The organism is Chryseobacterium sp. KCF3-3 (assembly GCF_045865955.1).
Lineage (GTDB): Bacteria > Bacteroidota > Bacteroidia > Flavobacteriales > Weeksellaceae > Chryseobacterium.
This window is the reverse complement of the sequence record NZ_AP035792.1, coordinates 3,932,909-3,949,368: the sequence shown is the minus strand read 5'-3', so window position 1 is coordinate 3,949,368 and position 16,460 is coordinate 3,932,909. Positions and strand designations below refer to the sequence as shown.

Here is a 16,460-nt window from a genome sequence, read left to right as displayed (position 1 = left end):
ATTACTCCGTATAGACTATCTATTTTTATAGTTAACTCTTCGAGCTCCCACCCCATCAACCGATAATACTTCTTATACTGTAACTTGAAGAGTTCTCCTAGGATTGCTCCTACGAATGAGTATTCTTGCTGATATTGCATTTTTATCTGTTTTCTGGTACTGCGTTGCCAATAAACGGACTTACACTTATCTCAATCATCAGATTTTCAAAGTAAAAATAAAAACCAAAAGTATTTCGCATTTTTTTGGGAACACCTACTATTTTTAGATACAATTCATCTTTAATTTTATCATACATGCACCTTACAGCATTTTCATTTTGCTGATAAAATCCGATGTGAAAATTTTCAGGATAATCCGGTATTCTTTCATCATTGTTCATTACCTGTCCCCAGATTACCAATGCAAAATTATTGTTATTTTCCATAACGGCCATTTTGCTATTTCGATTGGCAAGCAGTCGAAAATCCATATATTTTGCAAACAGTTCAACAGCTTTATCAACATCTTTTACGACCAGATTAATATGATTTAATTCCATTTTTTTTATTTTATTAAAACAAAATTACTCATCAGGAAGCACCGTTAATTGGATAAATCGGTCATTATTATTTTGGCTTAAAACAGTTGGTTTAGATCCTGAAAACCTCTTAACGGCTCTTATAAAATGGGATTGGTCCGCATAGTTGAGTTCTGGATAAAAGTCTCCTTTTTTTAGCTGCTTGAGTGAATGGCAGAATTTGATGATATCAATGTAGGACTTTAAAGTTATTCCTAACCATTTTCTAAAATATCGATTCATCTCTCTGCTCTTCCATCCGATTTCGGAGGAAACTGCTTCAACTTTAATTTCTCCCTTTGAACGAAGGATCAGATCAAATAACATGACCTTACGATTATCGATTGGCTCATTCAAAATAAGCTGTATCCTATCGCATATGTTCTTGCAGAAGCTTTCAAAATTATCCAAATCTCCTCTGCAAAATCCCATAAAATCAGCGGGTAAAATAATTTTCTGGTTAAGAGAATCGGCAAAAGAATGTTTGAAAATATATTCAGCAGCAGTGGGATAAAAACTTATTCCAAACATGACTGATTTCGGAAAAGGATGTTTTATGATTGGTTCATTACATATGCCACTCATAAAAATTTCAAAATTTGCCTCCTGATCCAAAAAAAGGAAAAGATCAATTTTTCCGTCTGGAAGCACTATTGCTTCTGCACTATCCCCGGAATGATTTCGCAGCATCCATATACTTTCTATAAGATGATTCAGCTCTTGGGGTGGCGGCACCGAAATGTATTCCAGATCAGTTTTCAACTACTGTAATATTAAAGGTTCTAAAAAAATAACCCCCGACCGAATTAATTTACGCCTATACCATATTCTTTCTCAACAGCTCATATTCATTCTGTGCATCACAGACAAGCATCAAGCTGAAACCAGGTACATAAGGCAATGATCCTCTATGAACGACTCGGTAGCAAGATAGTGACTAATGTAAAAGAGAGCAATACTTGCTTCTTTCAAATTATAAATTTAATAAATTATGTATAGCCAGCTGCATGCTCTTCTTAAAATTATAATGACAAATCAATATAAAATCTTCCCTGGTTATTGCTGTGATAATTTTTTATTTTAAGGGCATGAAAATGCAAAGCCTAAAAAAAGAGAGAATATATTCTCTCTTTTTATAAATAGATGCTCTATTTAAAATAAATATACAGATAGTAAATAATTCAAACGGCAATGGTTACTATTTAAAGAACACCATAGCAAAATAAGCACATCCAACGTCCCTCATTATTACTGGCAGTAGCATCAAATATATAGAGTCCCTTACTTTCAATAAATTCTCTTTGCCCTAAACTATCACCACCTGAAACGTTTGTGATGTATAGAATAGCTCCATCCTGCTCCGCTCCGTATAAACTATTACCCTTTGCAGTTAGCTCTTCTAGTGTCAGTCTTGGAGGTATTAGTCCATCAATAGTTAGTACTTCTTTTTTTGCTGTAACATCAAGAGTCGCCTTGGGATTTGCAGTGTTAATGCCAATCTGTGCAGATGCTAATGAGGCAGCACCAATAAAAAACACATTCAAAAAAGTTTTCATAATTTTAGATTTATATTGAAATTAATAGTTACATATTAATTTACTGCATAAAAACAAAGATTTTAATGATAATGTAAAACAGCCCGTAGGTCAGCCCCTCTTTAAATTCCTTATGTTATTACGCCACGTTTTTCGGTGTGCAAAATTAAAAATGATCACTTTATTTATCTTGTTAAAAAAGGAATTATTATTGTATTTTTTCACCATTGATGCTCCACTAGTGAATTCAAAACAAAAAAGATCCGTATAGTCGTTTCAAAAGTCTGAAAAAATTGCTGCAACTATATCTCAGTTAGCTGTATATAGCGCAGAACGAATAAAAGCTAGAAAATGCTTGAAAAGGCCCTAGAATTTTCCAGAGCCATGCTATATAGGGTAATCATAATGAAGTATACTGCCTTGTCTTTACTATAAATATGGTAACATAAGCCGAATTAAATTCTTGGCACTACAGATCGAACTGTACTCCCAGGTTGGCCATTGTCCCCGCACCCTTGATATAATAGCGCCCCTCGTTGGTTGCGCCACGTACTTCGGCATGTATTGGATAGTAATCGGTGTTAAATAGGTTATTAACGGAGAACAAAAAAGTAAAATTATGATATTTATATTTCGTCTGGAAATCCACTAAGTTGTACCCCGAAATTGGATATTTCCCATAATTATATGCATCTACCGGAAACACGTCTCTTCCACCTAAATGGAGGAACTGCACATAAACATTCCACTGCTTGGTCAGCTTAAAGTCAACATTCAGGTTAATTTTGAAGGGAGAGATTATCGAATTGTCCAGTTTATCTTTAAAAGTCCCCTCATTCTTTAAATCCTGACGTCCATCCATGTATCCCAGTACCGTACCAATAGACAACCATTGAAGCGGTTTTACATTTGCCACAAATTCAACACCATAAATGCGCTGAGGAACCTGGAGCAGCTCATATTTACCAGGTACAGAAGTCTCCGCAAAATTAGTTCCTTTCTTAGACGTACTATAATAACCTGTAAGCTGGTAGTCCCAAACAGATAGCTTACCGTTGATACCCGCCTCAAAATTGTTGACAACAACTGGTTTGGGATCAATCTGGCTTAAAGGAACGCCGTTTCGCAATATAAGTCCCACATCGCCGATAGAATAGCCCTGTGAAAAGGAAGCGAACGGCTGAAAGTAGCTGTATTTATTATATCTGGTGGCAAGGTTAAAAACAAGAGCATCAGAATTATTGCTTTCACCAAACGTCAGTTTACCGTTTTTTGTTAGATCCCCAACCTTAAATCGGATATTTTCATAACGGATCCCACCCTTTAAGATCCAATTGGCTCCAATGTTTACCTTACTCTGCAGATACAGGGCAAAATTATTCATATTCATGTCCGGTGTTACCAATTCGTCCTTGAGGGTTTTCTGTACGGTGTGATCCTTTAAGAGATCAAGCCCGTAGATCAGTGACATTTTTGAAGAGCTGCTTAGTTCAAGTGGCGTATTGAAATTCAGTCTTGCTCCTTTGTGATCAGAGTAGTTCTGATTATAGGTTTCAAAAACCGTATTCATATCTTCATAATACATGCTTAAGTTCGCTGCCGTATTTCCATACTGCCCATCATATTTTAGATGCAAGGCCTTGTTATAAGGAGTACCCCCATTTGCAACCATATCAGATGGAATTCCAATCGCTGGGGACTGACCAAATATACCCGTTGTGCCTGCGTATTTGCTATCCTGCAAACTGCGGTAATAGTTCCCCATTACTTCTATATGATGATCCGGAGAAAGCTGACACCCAATTTTAGCCAATACATTATAAGACTTTGTTTCACCCAGACCATAAAAGGGACTTGCTACTACCCCATCTGAACTCCTAACCACCCCCGCGTGTCCTATCTTCCCTTGAACAACATAATCCCATTTTCCAACCTGGCCCGAAAAAAGTTGCGCAATATTATATCCATAAGTTTCACTTGGCTTTACAAGGCTCATTGAATTATTGAGATAAGTTGATGAGCTGAAATTTTTATTTTTTTTTGGCTTTTTTGTTATATAATTTATCACACCGCCGGCAGCTCCATTACCATACATTGCTGTGGCTCCATTGATAACCTCAATGTGATCTATGGCACTGGCATCAATTGTACGAAGATCACGTCCTCCATTACGTAAAGGTGTAGATTGCGGGATACCATCAATCAATACCAAAAAATTTCGTCCGCGGATCTTGGCAATAAAGTTATTCTGGCTTTCTTCACTGGGGGAAATACTTGGAACTTTCTGCATCAATATAGAAGGCAGGTTATCATTGATCTGCCTTTGCTGATCGAGCGCTTTACCTCCAATATAAGTAATCGATGAAGGCACTTCATCAATATGTTCTGCCAATCTACTTGCCGTAACAACCACTTCATCCAAATGATGTCCTTTTTGCTGCATAAGAAATGGCTCGGAAAATTTAAAAGCTCCTTCGCTCAGCTCAATCTCCCTGGTGATACTTTCAAATCCTACTGAACTTAGTATTAGGTTATATTTTCCATATGCTATACCTTCGAATTTGAAATACCCCTCTTCATCAGACCTGGTTTCTCCTGCGCCGGTTAGCTGTATACTTACGTTTGGCAAAGGTACTCCTTCTTCATTGAGAATCCGGCCAGTGATAGTACCACTTTGCTGAACCTGAGAAGAATATATAGATAAATGATTTGGTTGAATAAAAGCTACCGCAGCGAAAACTCTGGAGGATAACGAATAAGAACAATATAATAATACGGCTGCTATCTTAGCCATACTGCATTGATTGATTTTCATTGCTTGTTTTTGAATAGAATTTTTCTTTGAATTTTTTTATAAAAAAGTGTCAGCAAAGATATATTATTTTTATTAATTCTAAATAAATAAACAAGACAAAATATGCGGAAATTATCCACCCAGGTGCAGTTGTTCTGCCAGTTCATAATGATTGCTTTGCTATGGCAATCTCATTGGAAAGTACAATGGGATCCTAATGGCCCTACTGTATACCTTTATAAGATAAACACCGATGGCAAATTAATTTTAATCATTTATCATTATTTTAGAAGTTCAGAATAACTTTTTCCAGAACCCTTTCATAAAGTCTTTTGTTATCAGTCAAAATTTCTCCTTCTCCAACTACTCCATCCGAAAGGATCGTACCGCCTGCAGCTGTGATCGCCAAGTCTACCATATACTTCTTTTCATCACCGTTTACCGTTTTAACAGTATTTCCCAAAAACGAAACTTTTATCACCTTTGCTTTTATGACTCCGTATTCTTCATGAGGAAAATTATTGAGTCTTATCAGTACATCCTGACTTTGTTTAATTTTACCCAATCCGAAATCTGAGATAAGCATCTGGCCATTGACTTTATTGGATGCGGGAACAATCGCAAAGATGGGATCCTGATGATTTATATATTGATTATTTTTCAGGAAGCTTAAAAATTGCACCTTTCCACCAACGGGAGCAATAATCAAAAAAGCTCTTTTCCAAGCCCTGATTTTATTAATAAGGTCATTATAGCTATTATACAAGTCGGAGATAAGTTTTTCCTCTTTTTCCGTTTTCAGGATCCGTGCTTCTGTGCTTTTATTTTTTGTACTCAGAATTTCCTGATCCAGTTTATGAATCTCCTGTTTAGTGGTATTATTATATTGTAGCGCGCTGAGATAGTTTTGCTCTGTATCTTCGAATTGCTGCTGGCTAATGATCTGGGCATCCCTAAGCAGAGAATCTCTTGTAAGCTTATTGTACCCCAATTTGTCATTCCTATTGATCAGTTTAACCCTGTCTTTCTGTAAGTGCAGCTGCTTCTCCTGTTTACTTGCAAGATTGTCTAACAGTTTTTGCTGTTTGTCATAAAGATCGTTCTTGGAAAAAAGGACATATTGCTGTAAGGCATTAAGGAAAGTAAAATAGTTGTTATTGATCTCTCCAACATGAACAATTTTAGGAAGGGAATGGTAAAATGAAGCAAAATCTGTATCCGCATTAAAATTTAGCATTGTTTTTTCCAGAGCTAACATTTCCTGAAAAGATGCTTCATTTTCAATATAAGCTACAATATCTCCTTTATTAACAGCATCGTGATCTTTTTTCAAAATAACGACCGGTCCCTGATGATTGGCTACAAGAGATATGGATGGATTATCTGCAACGATCGTGACAGATCCTTTATAAGAATCTGGATATTTTATCGCAAATAAGGCGATGATAAGTACTAATAAAAGTAAACTGATCAGAACAAAAATCCGTATACTGATATTACTCGGTATTCGTGATACTAGAAAAGTAATTTCTTCCGAATTAGGCTGTGGTGGTCTCTGTATGTAATTTCTCGGCTCCATTTAAAACATTTATTTGACTTTCAAAAAGCTTATAATAATGTCCCTTTTGATTCATAAGTGTCATGTGATTTCCTCTTTCTATAATCCTACCGTCTTTCATTACGATAATCTGATCTGCGTTCATAATGGTACTTAAACGATGCGCAACAATTACAACCGTTTTATTAACGAATACCCCGGAAAGGGAATGAACAATATTTTTTTCATTGATCGAGTCAAGTGCATTGGTCGCCTCGTCCAGAAAGATATATTTCGGATTTCGGTATAAAGCTCTTGCTATAAGGATTCTCTGCTTTTGTCCGCCACTTATTCCCCTTCCGTTTTCACCGATTTTGGTTTTGTATCCCAAAGGCATGTTCTCAATCTCTTGCGTCATGTTGGCAATAGCAACGACATCTTTTAGCAGTTTATAATCAATATTATTTGTGTTTAGGATAATATTATTTAATACAGTATCATTAAATATCTTACCGTTCTGGAAAACACTTCCACACTGATCTCTCCAGTTAGAAATACTTATATTCTTATAATTCATCTCTCCCACTGTGATATCACCGGCAGAAGGCTCATACAATCGCAGTAAAAGCTTTAGTATTGTAGATTTGCCACTACCGCTATCCCCCACAAAAGCAGTAGTCTTTCCTTCGGGGACAACGAAGTTTAGATTCTGTAATACGTACGGCTGGCGGGAAGAGTACTGAAAGTATACGTTTGAAAACTTTAAGGTTCCCGAGGAAGGCAGTGTAAAGCTGTTATTTTCATAATTATCTTCTTCGGGCAAACTTTTGATCTCGCGAATTCGGCTGAAGCTTAGCTTCGCCATCTGAAAACCCAGAAAAAACTGAACCAGTTGCTGAATGGGACCATTCAACATTCCCAGTATCATTTGAATGGATAAAAGCTCTCCAAGGGTCATTTTAGCATTAATAACAAGCACTGCACAATAAAAGGTAATTGATACATTTTTAAGATTATCGATAACCTGTGCTCCCACGTTCTGCCTGTTCGTAATGGATTGCATCTGCAGGTTCTGTTTAAAGATTTTGGCCTGTATTTCGTCCCATTTCAGTTTTCTGGAAACTTCATAGTTATTGATCTTAATTTCCTGAATATTATTAATCGTTTCAATCCAGAATCCCTGGTCCTTACCCATTAAAGCAAAATAATTCATATCAACCTGTTTCCGGGCTTTAAAAAAAAGAAATATATAGGTAAGATAAATTGCAGTACCTGCTATGAAAATGAGGAAAACGGGAATGCTGTAAATCACAAGAACAAAAATGAAAGCAGAAAATGATAATAGGGAAAAAATAATATTCAAAGAATTTCCCATAATAAAACTTCTTATTCTTTCATGGTCATGGGCTCGCTGTAGGATGTCTCCCGGATGTTTGTTCTCAAAAAAACTGAAAGGTAGCTTTAAAAGCTTCGATAGATAATCTGATATAATATTAACACTTACTCTGTTTGAAACCTGCAGGATGATCCAGTCCCGTATAATCGTTGAAAAAAAAGAACAGATAATAAGCGCCAGATTAGCGATCAGGATCATCTTAATAAACTGTAAATCCCTTTTGTTCACCCCAATATCAATTACAGACCTTGAGATAAACGGCAGAAATAAATTCAATCCCGTAATTATAGTCATTACTACAAGTAATAAAAACAGTATTTTCTTGTAGTTTGAAAAATACCTGAGGAAATCGAACAGCGTATTCTTCTGCTCAATGACTTCTTCAATATGGACAGTTTTAAAGTTATGGGCAGGTTCAATCAAAAGGGCAATTCCCTTTTCATTGTCTTTTTTCCATTTCCTTTGAAATTCATCCAGCCTGTACATAACCTTCCCCCTTGCCGGATCCGATATATAAATCTTATCACCCTTAATTCGATAGATAACAACAAAATGACTTTCACCCCAGTGAAGAATCACGGGTAGATGAACCTGTGATTTTAATTCCTGAAAAGTACAACGTACTGCATGGGACTTGATTCCGATTTTTTCGCAGGCATATATCAGGTCAGCCAGAGAGACTCCCTCCTTTGTTATGCTGCATAAATCCCTCAGAAATTGTAACGAATAATATCTTCCGTAATGTTTGGCTATTATCCTCAGACATGTTGGACCACAATCCATTTTATCATACTGCCTTTCGTGCGGAAAGCTTTTGATCATTAGTTTTTTTTGCAAAATAATAACCTCTAAGAATATAAAAAAAACCATAACCCAACAATTAATAGAATGTTCACAATCCATTCACACCCGTGCAATTTTTATGTTCTAGTTTTGACATCAGTTAAATGAAACGATTGATGAGAACGAAGAAATACATTATAATTGTGGCAGCTGGTGAGGGTAACAGAATGGGCGCTGAAATCGCAAAACAGTTCCTTCCCCTTGATGGTAAGCCAATTCTAATCCATACCATCGATGCTTTCTTAAACCACCCCACTCTTATCTTTGACATAATCCTGGTTCTTAATAACTCTCATTTGGAAATGTGGGACAATTTATGCCAGCAATACTATTATCTCAAGCCCATTAAGATTGTCATCGGAGGTAGGGAAAGGTTTCACTCCGTGAAGAATGCAATTGACACCATTACCGATCATGAATGCTATATCGGAATTCATGATGGTGTCAGACCATTCGTAAGCGAAACGGTAATTGAGCGCGCTTTCTCAGAAGTAATTGAACATGATGCTGTTGTTCCCATTGTGCCCATGATTCCTACTATAAGAATGACAGATGGTGAAAATAACCGGAGCATGAACCGCAGCGATTTTAAAGTTGTTCAAACACCACAGGTCTTCAGGTCTGAAATTATAAAAAGAGCTTATCAGACCCCTTATCAATCATTTTTTTTTGATGATGCTACAGTAGTTGAACATCACGGATATACTATAAAACTTATTGAAGGCAATGAGGAAAATATAAAAATAACACTTCCCATCGATTACCTTACTGCAAAAGCCTTACAAAAAACAAAACTAATACATGATATTTCAAATTAAAGAAGGAGCCATATACTCCACTGCCGGCAATGAGACAGTTGAAATCAGTTCCAATATAACGGTATTATCCAATGATCAAAATTTCCACAAAGATAAATATGGATTTGAGATGTCTCCAACAGACATTCAGAATTACGCAGCCCACATTTTTATTTGGGAGTATATTTTAAAGAATGACATAACAATACCCTGCATTATTATTGAAAATGATGTTAAACTTAAGCATAAATATGAAGAACTGCGTAAAGACATCGATTCACTTCCAAATGAATGGGATTTAATCATTCCATATAATAAATTGCAAGAGAATACCATCTCCAGAAACGAGATATTCCCCAGCAGACTGGGCTATTATTGGGGCAGTTATATCTACGTTATCAATGGAGAAAAAATCACATCAATGGACTGCTTAAAAAGTATTAAACAGCCAATCGATGAAGAAATACTGGAGTGTTCTTTTAACAACTCTTTAAAAACACTTGTGATTGACACCGGCTGGTTTGACTATGATGAGGAAAACTGCCCTATCTACAAAAGCAGAGGAGCGTTTTTTATTGAGAAAATAAAAAAGATTAATCTATGGGAAGAAAGACATAAGGAACAGGCAGTAGAAATACTCAAATACCTGGGTGAAAAAGCAAAGGAACTCAATTTGAGTCTTTTTGCTCATGCAGGAACGCTTCTGGGGATCATAAGACATGATGATATTATGCCATGGGATGATGATATAGACTTATGCATGGATGAGAATGAAATTCAGCTTCTACTGCGTACAGTGGAAAATGACAATATCATCAAATATACAAAGCGTATCTGGCATAAAACAGGATCTGAGTATTACAAATTTTTCTATAAAGATGGTGAATACAAGGAAGGTTATGATTACACATTTCCATTTGTGGACATTTGGCTGCTTTTTCACAAAGAAGAAAGTTCATATATGACTTCAGACGGGTATGAGGTACCAATGACCGATTACTTTCCGGGAAAAGCTTATGAACTTTATAAGGCCCCTATCCTTGTTCCCCATAATCATGAATCAATTCTACAAAAGATGTATAAAAACTGGGACAAATACATTAAAGTTTTCTCATGGTCTCACCGCAAAAAAGAAAACTGCATTGATAGTATTATTGCCCCTATCCAGACTGACGGCAAGGGCCGGCTTATGAACCAAAACTAATAACCTTTTTTAAAATTTAAATACATGAGAAACTCGAAAGTACTCGAGCTCAACAGTACATTGGAACTGTTGACAGAAAATGAATTGTACGCATTCAAGGGAGGTCTTGAAGGCGGACAGAGCGAGCATGAAATTCCAGAAGTCATTATTACTGTCCCTGGAGGAGATGATGGCGGAGGAAATGATCCTGGTGGGAACGATGATGGCAATCCTCCAACATGGGATGACGATGATCCTCCTTATGGGGGTGATGGCGATGACCCGTTTCCTCCCGATGGAGGTGGTGATCCAGATGGTAGTAATCCAAGTGAGGCAGATGGAATTCTAGAAACTCCTACAGCCAGAGAAGTCCTGTGGCTACTTTTAAATACATCAGGAGCAGATCGTGATAAGATGCGCCATAACGCAGCCTTGGCAGCTCAATATGGAAAAGGACAGGTTGACAATGTCTATGATGCATTAAGACATGCGATGTGGTCAGCAATGGATGCCGCAGATATCGGGTTAGATAAGGCTAAAGAATTTCACACCCTTCATGAAACCGTAAATCCAGGAAACGATAATACAATGGATCTGCATAATAATGATTGGGGGTTCAATTGGTTTTCACAGCACGGAAATCCTGATAACAACATGCAGCAGTTTATCAATGACTTTAATGCAGCAGTAGCAAGCGGACAAATACAAACCCATCCATAAAATGAGAATAAAAAGGCTAAATTTTTTGATTCTAATACTATTAGCATCTCTTACATTTTCCTGCCATGCACAGACCAACACGGAATGCTTAACAAGGCTTGAACAAAAACTTTCTCCTAAAATTAATACCAATAATAAAGTAGGTGAAATAATAAACGTTCGAGATGAAGTAAACTGTTTCGACTGGGATACATTAGTCGTACAAATGGCAATAAACCCTAAAGAAATGACTGAGCAAGCACTTAGCATTAAAATTCCACAAAACTACGACTACAGTTGGGAAAGTGATAATACAGCGATGCTGTTATTTTTAAAAGGCAACACTGTTGTCCACTATATTCTTCAGAAGCCTTCCGTTGATAAGCAGACATTTGACGCTGCCCAATCAATCAAGGCATATGATTTTCTGAAGCTGGTTAACAACTCTGGAGATAATGCATACGCAAAAATTCCAAAGGAGAAAGCTGTTTTTGAAACCTATCAAATTTATTATCATGATGCAAAAGGTCAAAAGACAAGCAATCCAAAATTTGGTCTTGGAATAAGGGTGAAGAGTTAGAACCACAACAATTTACTCACATTCTTTTTGTTTTATTAGGCTGTCTTTGGACAGCCTTTTTTAATGATTCATTCCGTCTTGTAACATTAATCCATCTAGTGTTGATCTTTAATTAATTCTGGTGAAGCAGAAGCCTTTCTTTAACAGCTAAAATTGCAGGAGATTCTCGTAGATTCGTTTTCCGTCAGACATAAAAGACTTCGTGACCTCCAAACGTTTACAAATTGTAATGAGAGTGTATTGTACTAAGTAAACAAAAAATATCGTTACAACACATCTGCCTAATTCAAATTTGGAATTAACAATTTCCAGTAAATTATACTATAATATGGGAGCAATGGAAAGCAGCTTGATTGGTGTAATTCCTGACATTAATGATGCAACTCTGAATATTATATATGAGTTAATTAAAAATTCAGAAAAACAAAATTAATTACAACAGTATACCAATTAAAATAAAACGAATTCATTTCTTTACGGTTTAATTAAATATGCCAAAATTACCCAGAGTAAGAATAAATAGGTATAAAACCGCATGAGTCTTAGTAATTGTTAATAAGGCTGAAAATATTATTAATCAGCACAGGGATTAATCTGTTGTACCTGCATATAACTATTCTTCAACGTATCGGTTTGATTACTCCCTTCTACCTTACGAAAGCATATAGATACCTGAATATTCTTATTTGGTGTTATAAATACCAGCAAATATGACTGAATCCCGGTAAAGTCATTGAAATTATTTTGAAATACAGTTGCTCTTGGAAAATTTTGGGTAGAGGCTGATATATTATCTGTCTCATTATACCATTGGTAAGAAAACGCTGCATTTTAATTTGTGATATTATAACTATTAAAAAAGGAGACTTCCAATCGATAAGTATTTCCAGCTGTAAGAGAAAAGTTTCCCGCACTAAAAATATTCTGAAGGTCTATTTTTCAATTCAATTTCTACTTCTTCAAATGGGAAACCATCTGTATATTGATAAATTAGTGGATCATCATCACCTAGTTTAATAACCATTGCTCGTTCACTAGATAAACTTTCATAGAATAAATGTAGGAATGATAAAGCTTCATCTGGGGTATCAAAATAAACTGAACAAAAATCACTCATTTGTATATCCTCTGTGTATGTAGAGATTAAAATCTTAATTTTTTTCATATTATCGGTTTTTGAGATTATTTAATCGGTTTTCGCAAATATTTTCACGAACAGTATAGGCTATTGAATCTGGCAAAAAGAAGCCATAAAAGGCCGATATTAAATCAATGTTATTTATAACTACAAGATTATCCTAATAATATCCGGAAGATTTATTAAAACTGTTTCTGATCAGCTGATGCACATCGGAAAGCTTATAATATAATTTACCGCTTATCGTATAATACGGCAATTTTTTGTCTGACCGATAGCGCTGTAATGACCGTGAACTGATTTTAAGCATCTGAAGTACGTCCTGGTTATCCAGTAATTGCTCACCATCAATAGAAGACAGTTCATTTTGTTTTGTGTTTATTTTTTCATGAAGGATATCAAAACGAGTCATAATTCTCTCCATCCAAGCCATAAATTCTATTCTATCAATATTCATGATATTTGTTTTTATGATTAGAACAAAGTTTAGGCTTTACATAGAAATTCCTTCGGTAGGCATTCGTAACTACCGAAAGATTTTATGCTAAAAAATAATAGAAGTTAAATTCAGCGGTCTGAATCCAAAAATGCCTGATTCAGATTATCATTTAAAAGCTGAAGAAATTTGGTCCGGTTTATTTTACGGTTCTTAATTTCATGGAGGGTTTTGTAAAAATTTCCCAAACTGACATTCAGCGATCTTTCAGTAAAGCGTACTACCTCACTAAATTCAATATTTCCACCATTAAAGCAACGTGTTTGATGAAGGGCATATAAAAGTTCAACCAATCCGGACTTTGAAGAAGACCAATCCAATGGAGACTGATCATTTATCTTTTCAAAAACATATCCTTCGGCTTCGTTTATTGATTTCAAAAGATATTTTTCCAGACGGTCGTTAGCCAGAATCTGGGCAACTAAATGGTCATGAGAAGTGGCGAACTTTTCATCATAGTTATACAATCCCGATTCAAGCTTTGTTTTAAGGTCAAATTGGCTGCGGACAAAATATTTGTAATCCAGAAATGCCGCTTTTCTCCTGTAATACTCATAAAAATCAATATGCTCATGATAAAAATCTTTTATCACCTCCAGTTCACAGTGATAGTACTCTTTAATACTTGATTGTCCTGCATTCGGTTTTGCCGCCTCAATGGATAACAGTCTTGAATAATAAATAAATCGGGAAATAAAAAGAGGCTTGAGTTCTTTAAAGAAATAGATTTCATCTCCTGCTGCTGAAAACTCGAGGACAACTACCATTGATTTTATATCTCTAATCGCAATATCAATTTCCATTAGAGATTTTTCGCAGCATCCTATCCTGTCTTCACTATTTTCAAACTTAATCCTTTCCAATTTTTTATCCAGCAGGGCTAGTAATTTCTCACACTTTTTAAAAAACAACTGGGTTTCCATATTTTTTTACATAAAAAGTACAAAAAATAAATCAGCCACCTCCTAACCCTTATATTATCAACTTATTATTCAACCCCGTGTTCGATTTTCCGGGCAAATTCAACGGGGCTCATCGCAGTCATTTCCATAAACAATTTTGAAAAATTTGATCTATTGGAGAAGCCACATTCTCTGGAAATATCATCAATAGCATATTTTCGCCAAAGAGGATCATTGGTCAGCATTTCTTTAGCATACATAATCCTCAACCGGTTAATGTAGGTATTAAAATTGCAGCCTTTATGCTCATTAATAATCGCAGAGAGATATGCAGTATTGGTTTTTAGTTTCTTAGCCAATTGACTTTGTGTCAATCCTTTTTCAAGATAAAAGTTCTTTTCTTCCATAAGCTGCAGTTTATTTAAAATATCCGCAACCAGGTGTTCCGGCAATTTGAAAGATTTAACGGAATTGGTTTCCTGAGGTTCTTCATCAGAAGTTTCTATCACTGCCTCAGTCCTCACCAACTCTTCTTTTTTCCTTCTCAAGATTTTTTGATAACCAACTCCAGAAATCACTAAAAGCCCAATCAGACAGAGTGCTGCAATGGCATATCCGTAACGCGAGGTATTTTCTAATTTTTTCTTCGACTCAATCAATGCTTTTGTATCATATTCTTTATGAATCTTAGTGGACAAATACTTAAAATCTGCTGATAATATTTTATCAAATTTCAATAGCTGATTCGTATAATAAAGTTCTTTTTTAGGGTCTGTATTATTTCTGTAATAATCAATAAGCAGTTCATACGTTTCTCTGGTCGCAGGCAATACAAAACTGTTTTGCTGAAAGATCGAATCTACTTTTTTAAGATAACCGATACCCTGCTGATCCCGGTTATTCCTGAGTAGAATTTTACCTTTCAAATAATAGATAACCGAAGCATTCGTAAAATCATTCACTTTTTCAATACCTGCCAGTGCCGTATTAAAATCTGCTAAGGCTTCCTGATCATTTTTTTTCAGGTATTCCAGTATGGCTTTCAGTTTATAGAAGTAGCTTCGTTCAAGGTCAAAATCCTTATCATTAGCAGACTGTCGAAGACCTTCCGATACCAATGGTTCAGCATCCTTATACCTGGACAGGAGTATCAGACATATACTCATCTGATTAAGACTGTTCAGGTATCCCCGCTTCCGGTTATGCCGAAGATTGGGCTGCGCTTCCGGAGCATCCTGCTTATTATAGTATTGGCGGCATTTTGAAAAGATTTTATAGGCTTCTTCATAATATCCCAGGTAACTTTTAACGACTCCTATATGATACAGATTCTTATGGTACAGGTACGAGTCTTTAGAGTTTTCCAGATAAGCCCATGCTCTCAGATATTCATCCAAAGCTTTTTGGTATTTCCGCAAGGTAAAATAATAGATACTTCCTTTAGTTAAGTACGCATTACCGATTACATCAGAATCCTTTGTTAAGAAAGCAGCCCCTATTACACTGTCTGCATACATAAGTTTTTTTTCTTTGCTGAAATAGACTGCATCCCGGTAAGCCTGTGAAAGTTCTTTATAATTCTTGACTTTTTTCGCCTCCCTGATGTAAACATCAACAAATTCCATGGCATGGCTGTCATTTTCATCAAAATTATCATACCGCGCTCTATAGTCTGAAAATTTCTGACCATTCATTAAAACACCAATGCACATGAAAAGAAATATTGCTTTTTTCAAACCGGAAAAAGTTTTATTAATAAATTTTTAAGATCTGATGAATATTATTCAAAAGTACGCAAAATGAAACTGGAATGAAACTATTTCAACACACCGGGAATTTACCAATAGTAAAAACACAAAACAAGCAACTGATTATCAAATTATTAAACTCAAAACACAGGTTGAATTAATTTACAAAACAGCCATAAATTATTTATAAATCATCCCCAAATATCTTTTTTTTCAGCAAATACTTGTTCTACATTCGTTCTCAGAATTCTAG

14 protein-coding genes are annotated in these 16,460 nt (G+C 35.7%); 4 read left to right on the top strand and 10 right to left on the bottom strand.

Features of this window, described 5'->3' with window-relative positions:
- Window positions 1–142 precede the first annotated feature (142 nt).
- The 6 genes from ACKTTZ_RS17695 to ACKTTZ_RS17670 all read right to left on the bottom strand — a co-directional run bounded on the left by ACKTTZ_RS17695 (window position 143) and on the right by ACKTTZ_RS17670 (window position 8,643).
- Window positions 143–541, bottom strand: a complete 399-nt coding sequence (locus tag ACKTTZ_RS17695) for a VOC family protein (protein ID WP_407846198.1) — start codon at window positions 539–541, stop codon at window positions 143–145.
- A gap of 24 nt (window positions 542–565) precedes the next feature.
- Window positions 566–1,321 carry a helix-turn-helix domain-containing protein gene (locus ACKTTZ_RS17690; protein WP_407846197.1) on the bottom strand — a complete coding sequence of 252 codons (756 nt, stop codon included), beginning with the start codon at window positions 1,319–1,321 and terminating at the stop codon, window positions 566–568.
- Between the two features lie 440 nt (window positions 1,322–1,761).
- Window positions 1,762–2,115, bottom strand: coding sequence for a hypothetical protein (locus ACKTTZ_RS17685; RefSeq protein WP_407846196.1), 354 nt, complete (start codon window positions 2,113–2,115; stop codon window positions 1,762–1,764).
- A 448-nt stretch (window positions 2,116–2,563) separates the two neighbouring features.
- Window positions 2,564–4,723, bottom strand: a complete 2,160-nt coding sequence (locus ACKTTZ_RS17680; protein ID WP_407846195.1) for a TonB-dependent receptor — start codon at window positions 4,721–4,723, stop codon at window positions 2,564–2,566.
- A gap of 451 nt (window positions 4,724–5,174) precedes the next feature.
- On the bottom strand, window positions 5,175–6,467 hold the full coding sequence (locus ACKTTZ_RS17675; protein WP_407846194.1) for an HlyD family efflux transporter periplasmic adaptor subunit: 1,293 nt from the start codon (window positions 6,465–6,467) through the stop codon (window positions 5,175–5,177).
- Window positions 6,427–8,643, bottom strand: coding sequence for a peptidase domain-containing ABC transporter (locus ACKTTZ_RS17670; RefSeq protein ID WP_407846193.1), 2,217 nt, complete (start codon window positions 8,641–8,643; stop codon window positions 6,427–6,429). Before ACKTTZ_RS17670 ends, ACKTTZ_RS17675 begins: the two co-directional genes overlap by 41 nt.
- A gap of 137 nt (window positions 8,644–8,780) precedes the next feature.
- On the opposite strand from ACKTTZ_RS17670, the gene ACKTTZ_RS17665 reads away from it, so the two are divergent.
- Genes ACKTTZ_RS17665 through ACKTTZ_RS17650 form a run of 4 tightly spaced genes read left to right on the top strand, consistent with a single transcriptional unit; the run spans window position 8,781 to window position 11,923 of the window.
- Window positions 8,781–9,482, top strand: coding sequence for a 2-C-methyl-D-erythritol 4-phosphate cytidylyltransferase (locus ACKTTZ_RS17665; RefSeq protein ID WP_407846192.1), 702 nt, complete (start codon window positions 8,781–8,783; stop codon window positions 9,480–9,482).
- Window positions 9,466–10,665 carry a LicD family protein gene (locus ACKTTZ_RS17660; protein WP_407846191.1) on the top strand — a complete coding sequence of 400 codons (1,200 nt, stop codon included), beginning with the start codon at window positions 9,466–9,468 and terminating at the stop codon, window positions 10,663–10,665. The genes ACKTTZ_RS17665 and ACKTTZ_RS17660 overlap by 17 nt, the downstream gene beginning before the upstream one ends.
- A gap of 24 nt (window positions 10,666–10,689) precedes the next feature.
- Complete coding sequence (locus tag ACKTTZ_RS17655) at window positions 10,690–11,364, top strand: DUF6973 domain-containing protein (RefSeq protein ID WP_120231216.1); 675 nt, start codon at window positions 10,690–10,692, stop codon at window positions 11,362–11,364.
- A 25-nt stretch (window positions 11,365–11,389) separates the two neighbouring features.
- A complete protein-coding gene (locus ACKTTZ_RS17650) occupies window positions 11,390–11,923 on the top strand; it encodes a hypothetical protein (RefSeq protein ID WP_407846190.1) in 534 nt (177 codons plus the stop codon).
- Between the two features lie 913 nt (window positions 11,924–12,836).
- Here the strand turns inward: ACKTTZ_RS17650 and ACKTTZ_RS17645 are convergent.
- From ACKTTZ_RS17645 to ACKTTZ_RS17630, 4 genes are all read right to left on the bottom strand, one after another.
- Complete coding sequence (locus ACKTTZ_RS17645; protein ID WP_407846189.1) at window positions 12,837–13,088, bottom strand: hypothetical protein; 252 nt, start codon at window positions 13,086–13,088, stop codon at window positions 12,837–12,839.
- 133 nt (window positions 13,089–13,221) lie between these two features.
- Entirely contained in the window at window positions 13,222–13,518 is a 297-nt protein-coding gene (locus ACKTTZ_RS17640) for a helix-turn-helix domain-containing protein (protein WP_407292792.1), read from the bottom strand.
- Window positions 13,519–13,628: 110 nt separating this feature from the next.
- Entirely contained in the window at window positions 13,629–14,480 is an 852-nt protein-coding gene (locus ACKTTZ_RS17635; protein ID WP_407846188.1) for an RteC domain-containing protein, read from the bottom strand.
- 65 nt (window positions 14,481–14,545) lie between these two features.
- Window positions 14,546–16,195: a helix-turn-helix domain-containing protein gene (locus tag ACKTTZ_RS17630; RefSeq protein ID WP_407846187.1), complete on the bottom strand. Its 1,650-nt coding sequence runs from the start codon at window positions 16,193–16,195 to the stop codon at window positions 14,546–14,548.
- Window positions 16,196–16,460: the final 265 nt, after the last annotated feature.

Bases quoted from the DNA above. Each gene is read 5' to 3' on its own strand.
- ACKTTZ_RS17695 (WP_407846198.1), bottom strand. From the start codon at position 541: ATGGAATTAAATCATATTAATCTGGTCGTAAAAGATGTTGATAAAGCT.
- ACKTTZ_RS17645 (WP_407846189.1), bottom strand. From the start codon at position 13,088: ATGAAAAAAATTAAGATTTTAATCTCTACATACACAGAGGATATACAA.
- ACKTTZ_RS17685 (WP_407846196.1), bottom strand. From the start codon at position 2,115: ATGAAAACTTTTTTGAATGTGTTTTTTATTGGTGCTGCCTCATTAGCA.
- ACKTTZ_RS17675 (WP_407846194.1), bottom strand. From the start codon at position 6,467: ATGGAGCCGAGAAATTACATACAGAGACCACCACAGCCTAATTCGGAA.
- ACKTTZ_RS17670 (WP_407846193.1), bottom strand. From the start codon at position 8,643: ATGATCAAAAGCTTTCCGCACGAAAGGCAGTATGATAAAATGGATTGT.
- ACKTTZ_RS17665 (WP_407846192.1), top strand. From the start codon at position 8,781: ATGAGAACGAAGAAATACATTATAATTGTGGCAGCTGGTGAGGGTAAC.
- ACKTTZ_RS17660 (WP_407846191.1), top strand. From the start codon at position 9,466: ATGATATTTCAAATTAAAGAAGGAGCCATATACTCCACTGCCGGCAAT.
- ACKTTZ_RS17635 (WP_407846188.1), bottom strand. From the start codon at position 14,480: ATGGAAACCCAGTTGTTTTTTAAAAAGTGTGAGAAATTACTAGCCCTG.
- ACKTTZ_RS17640 (WP_407292792.1), bottom strand. From the start codon at position 13,518: ATGAATATTGATAGAATAGAATTTATGGCTTGGATGGAGAGAATTATG.
- ACKTTZ_RS17655 (WP_120231216.1), top strand. From the start codon at position 10,690: ATGAGAAACTCGAAAGTACTCGAGCTCAACAGTACATTGGAACTGTTG.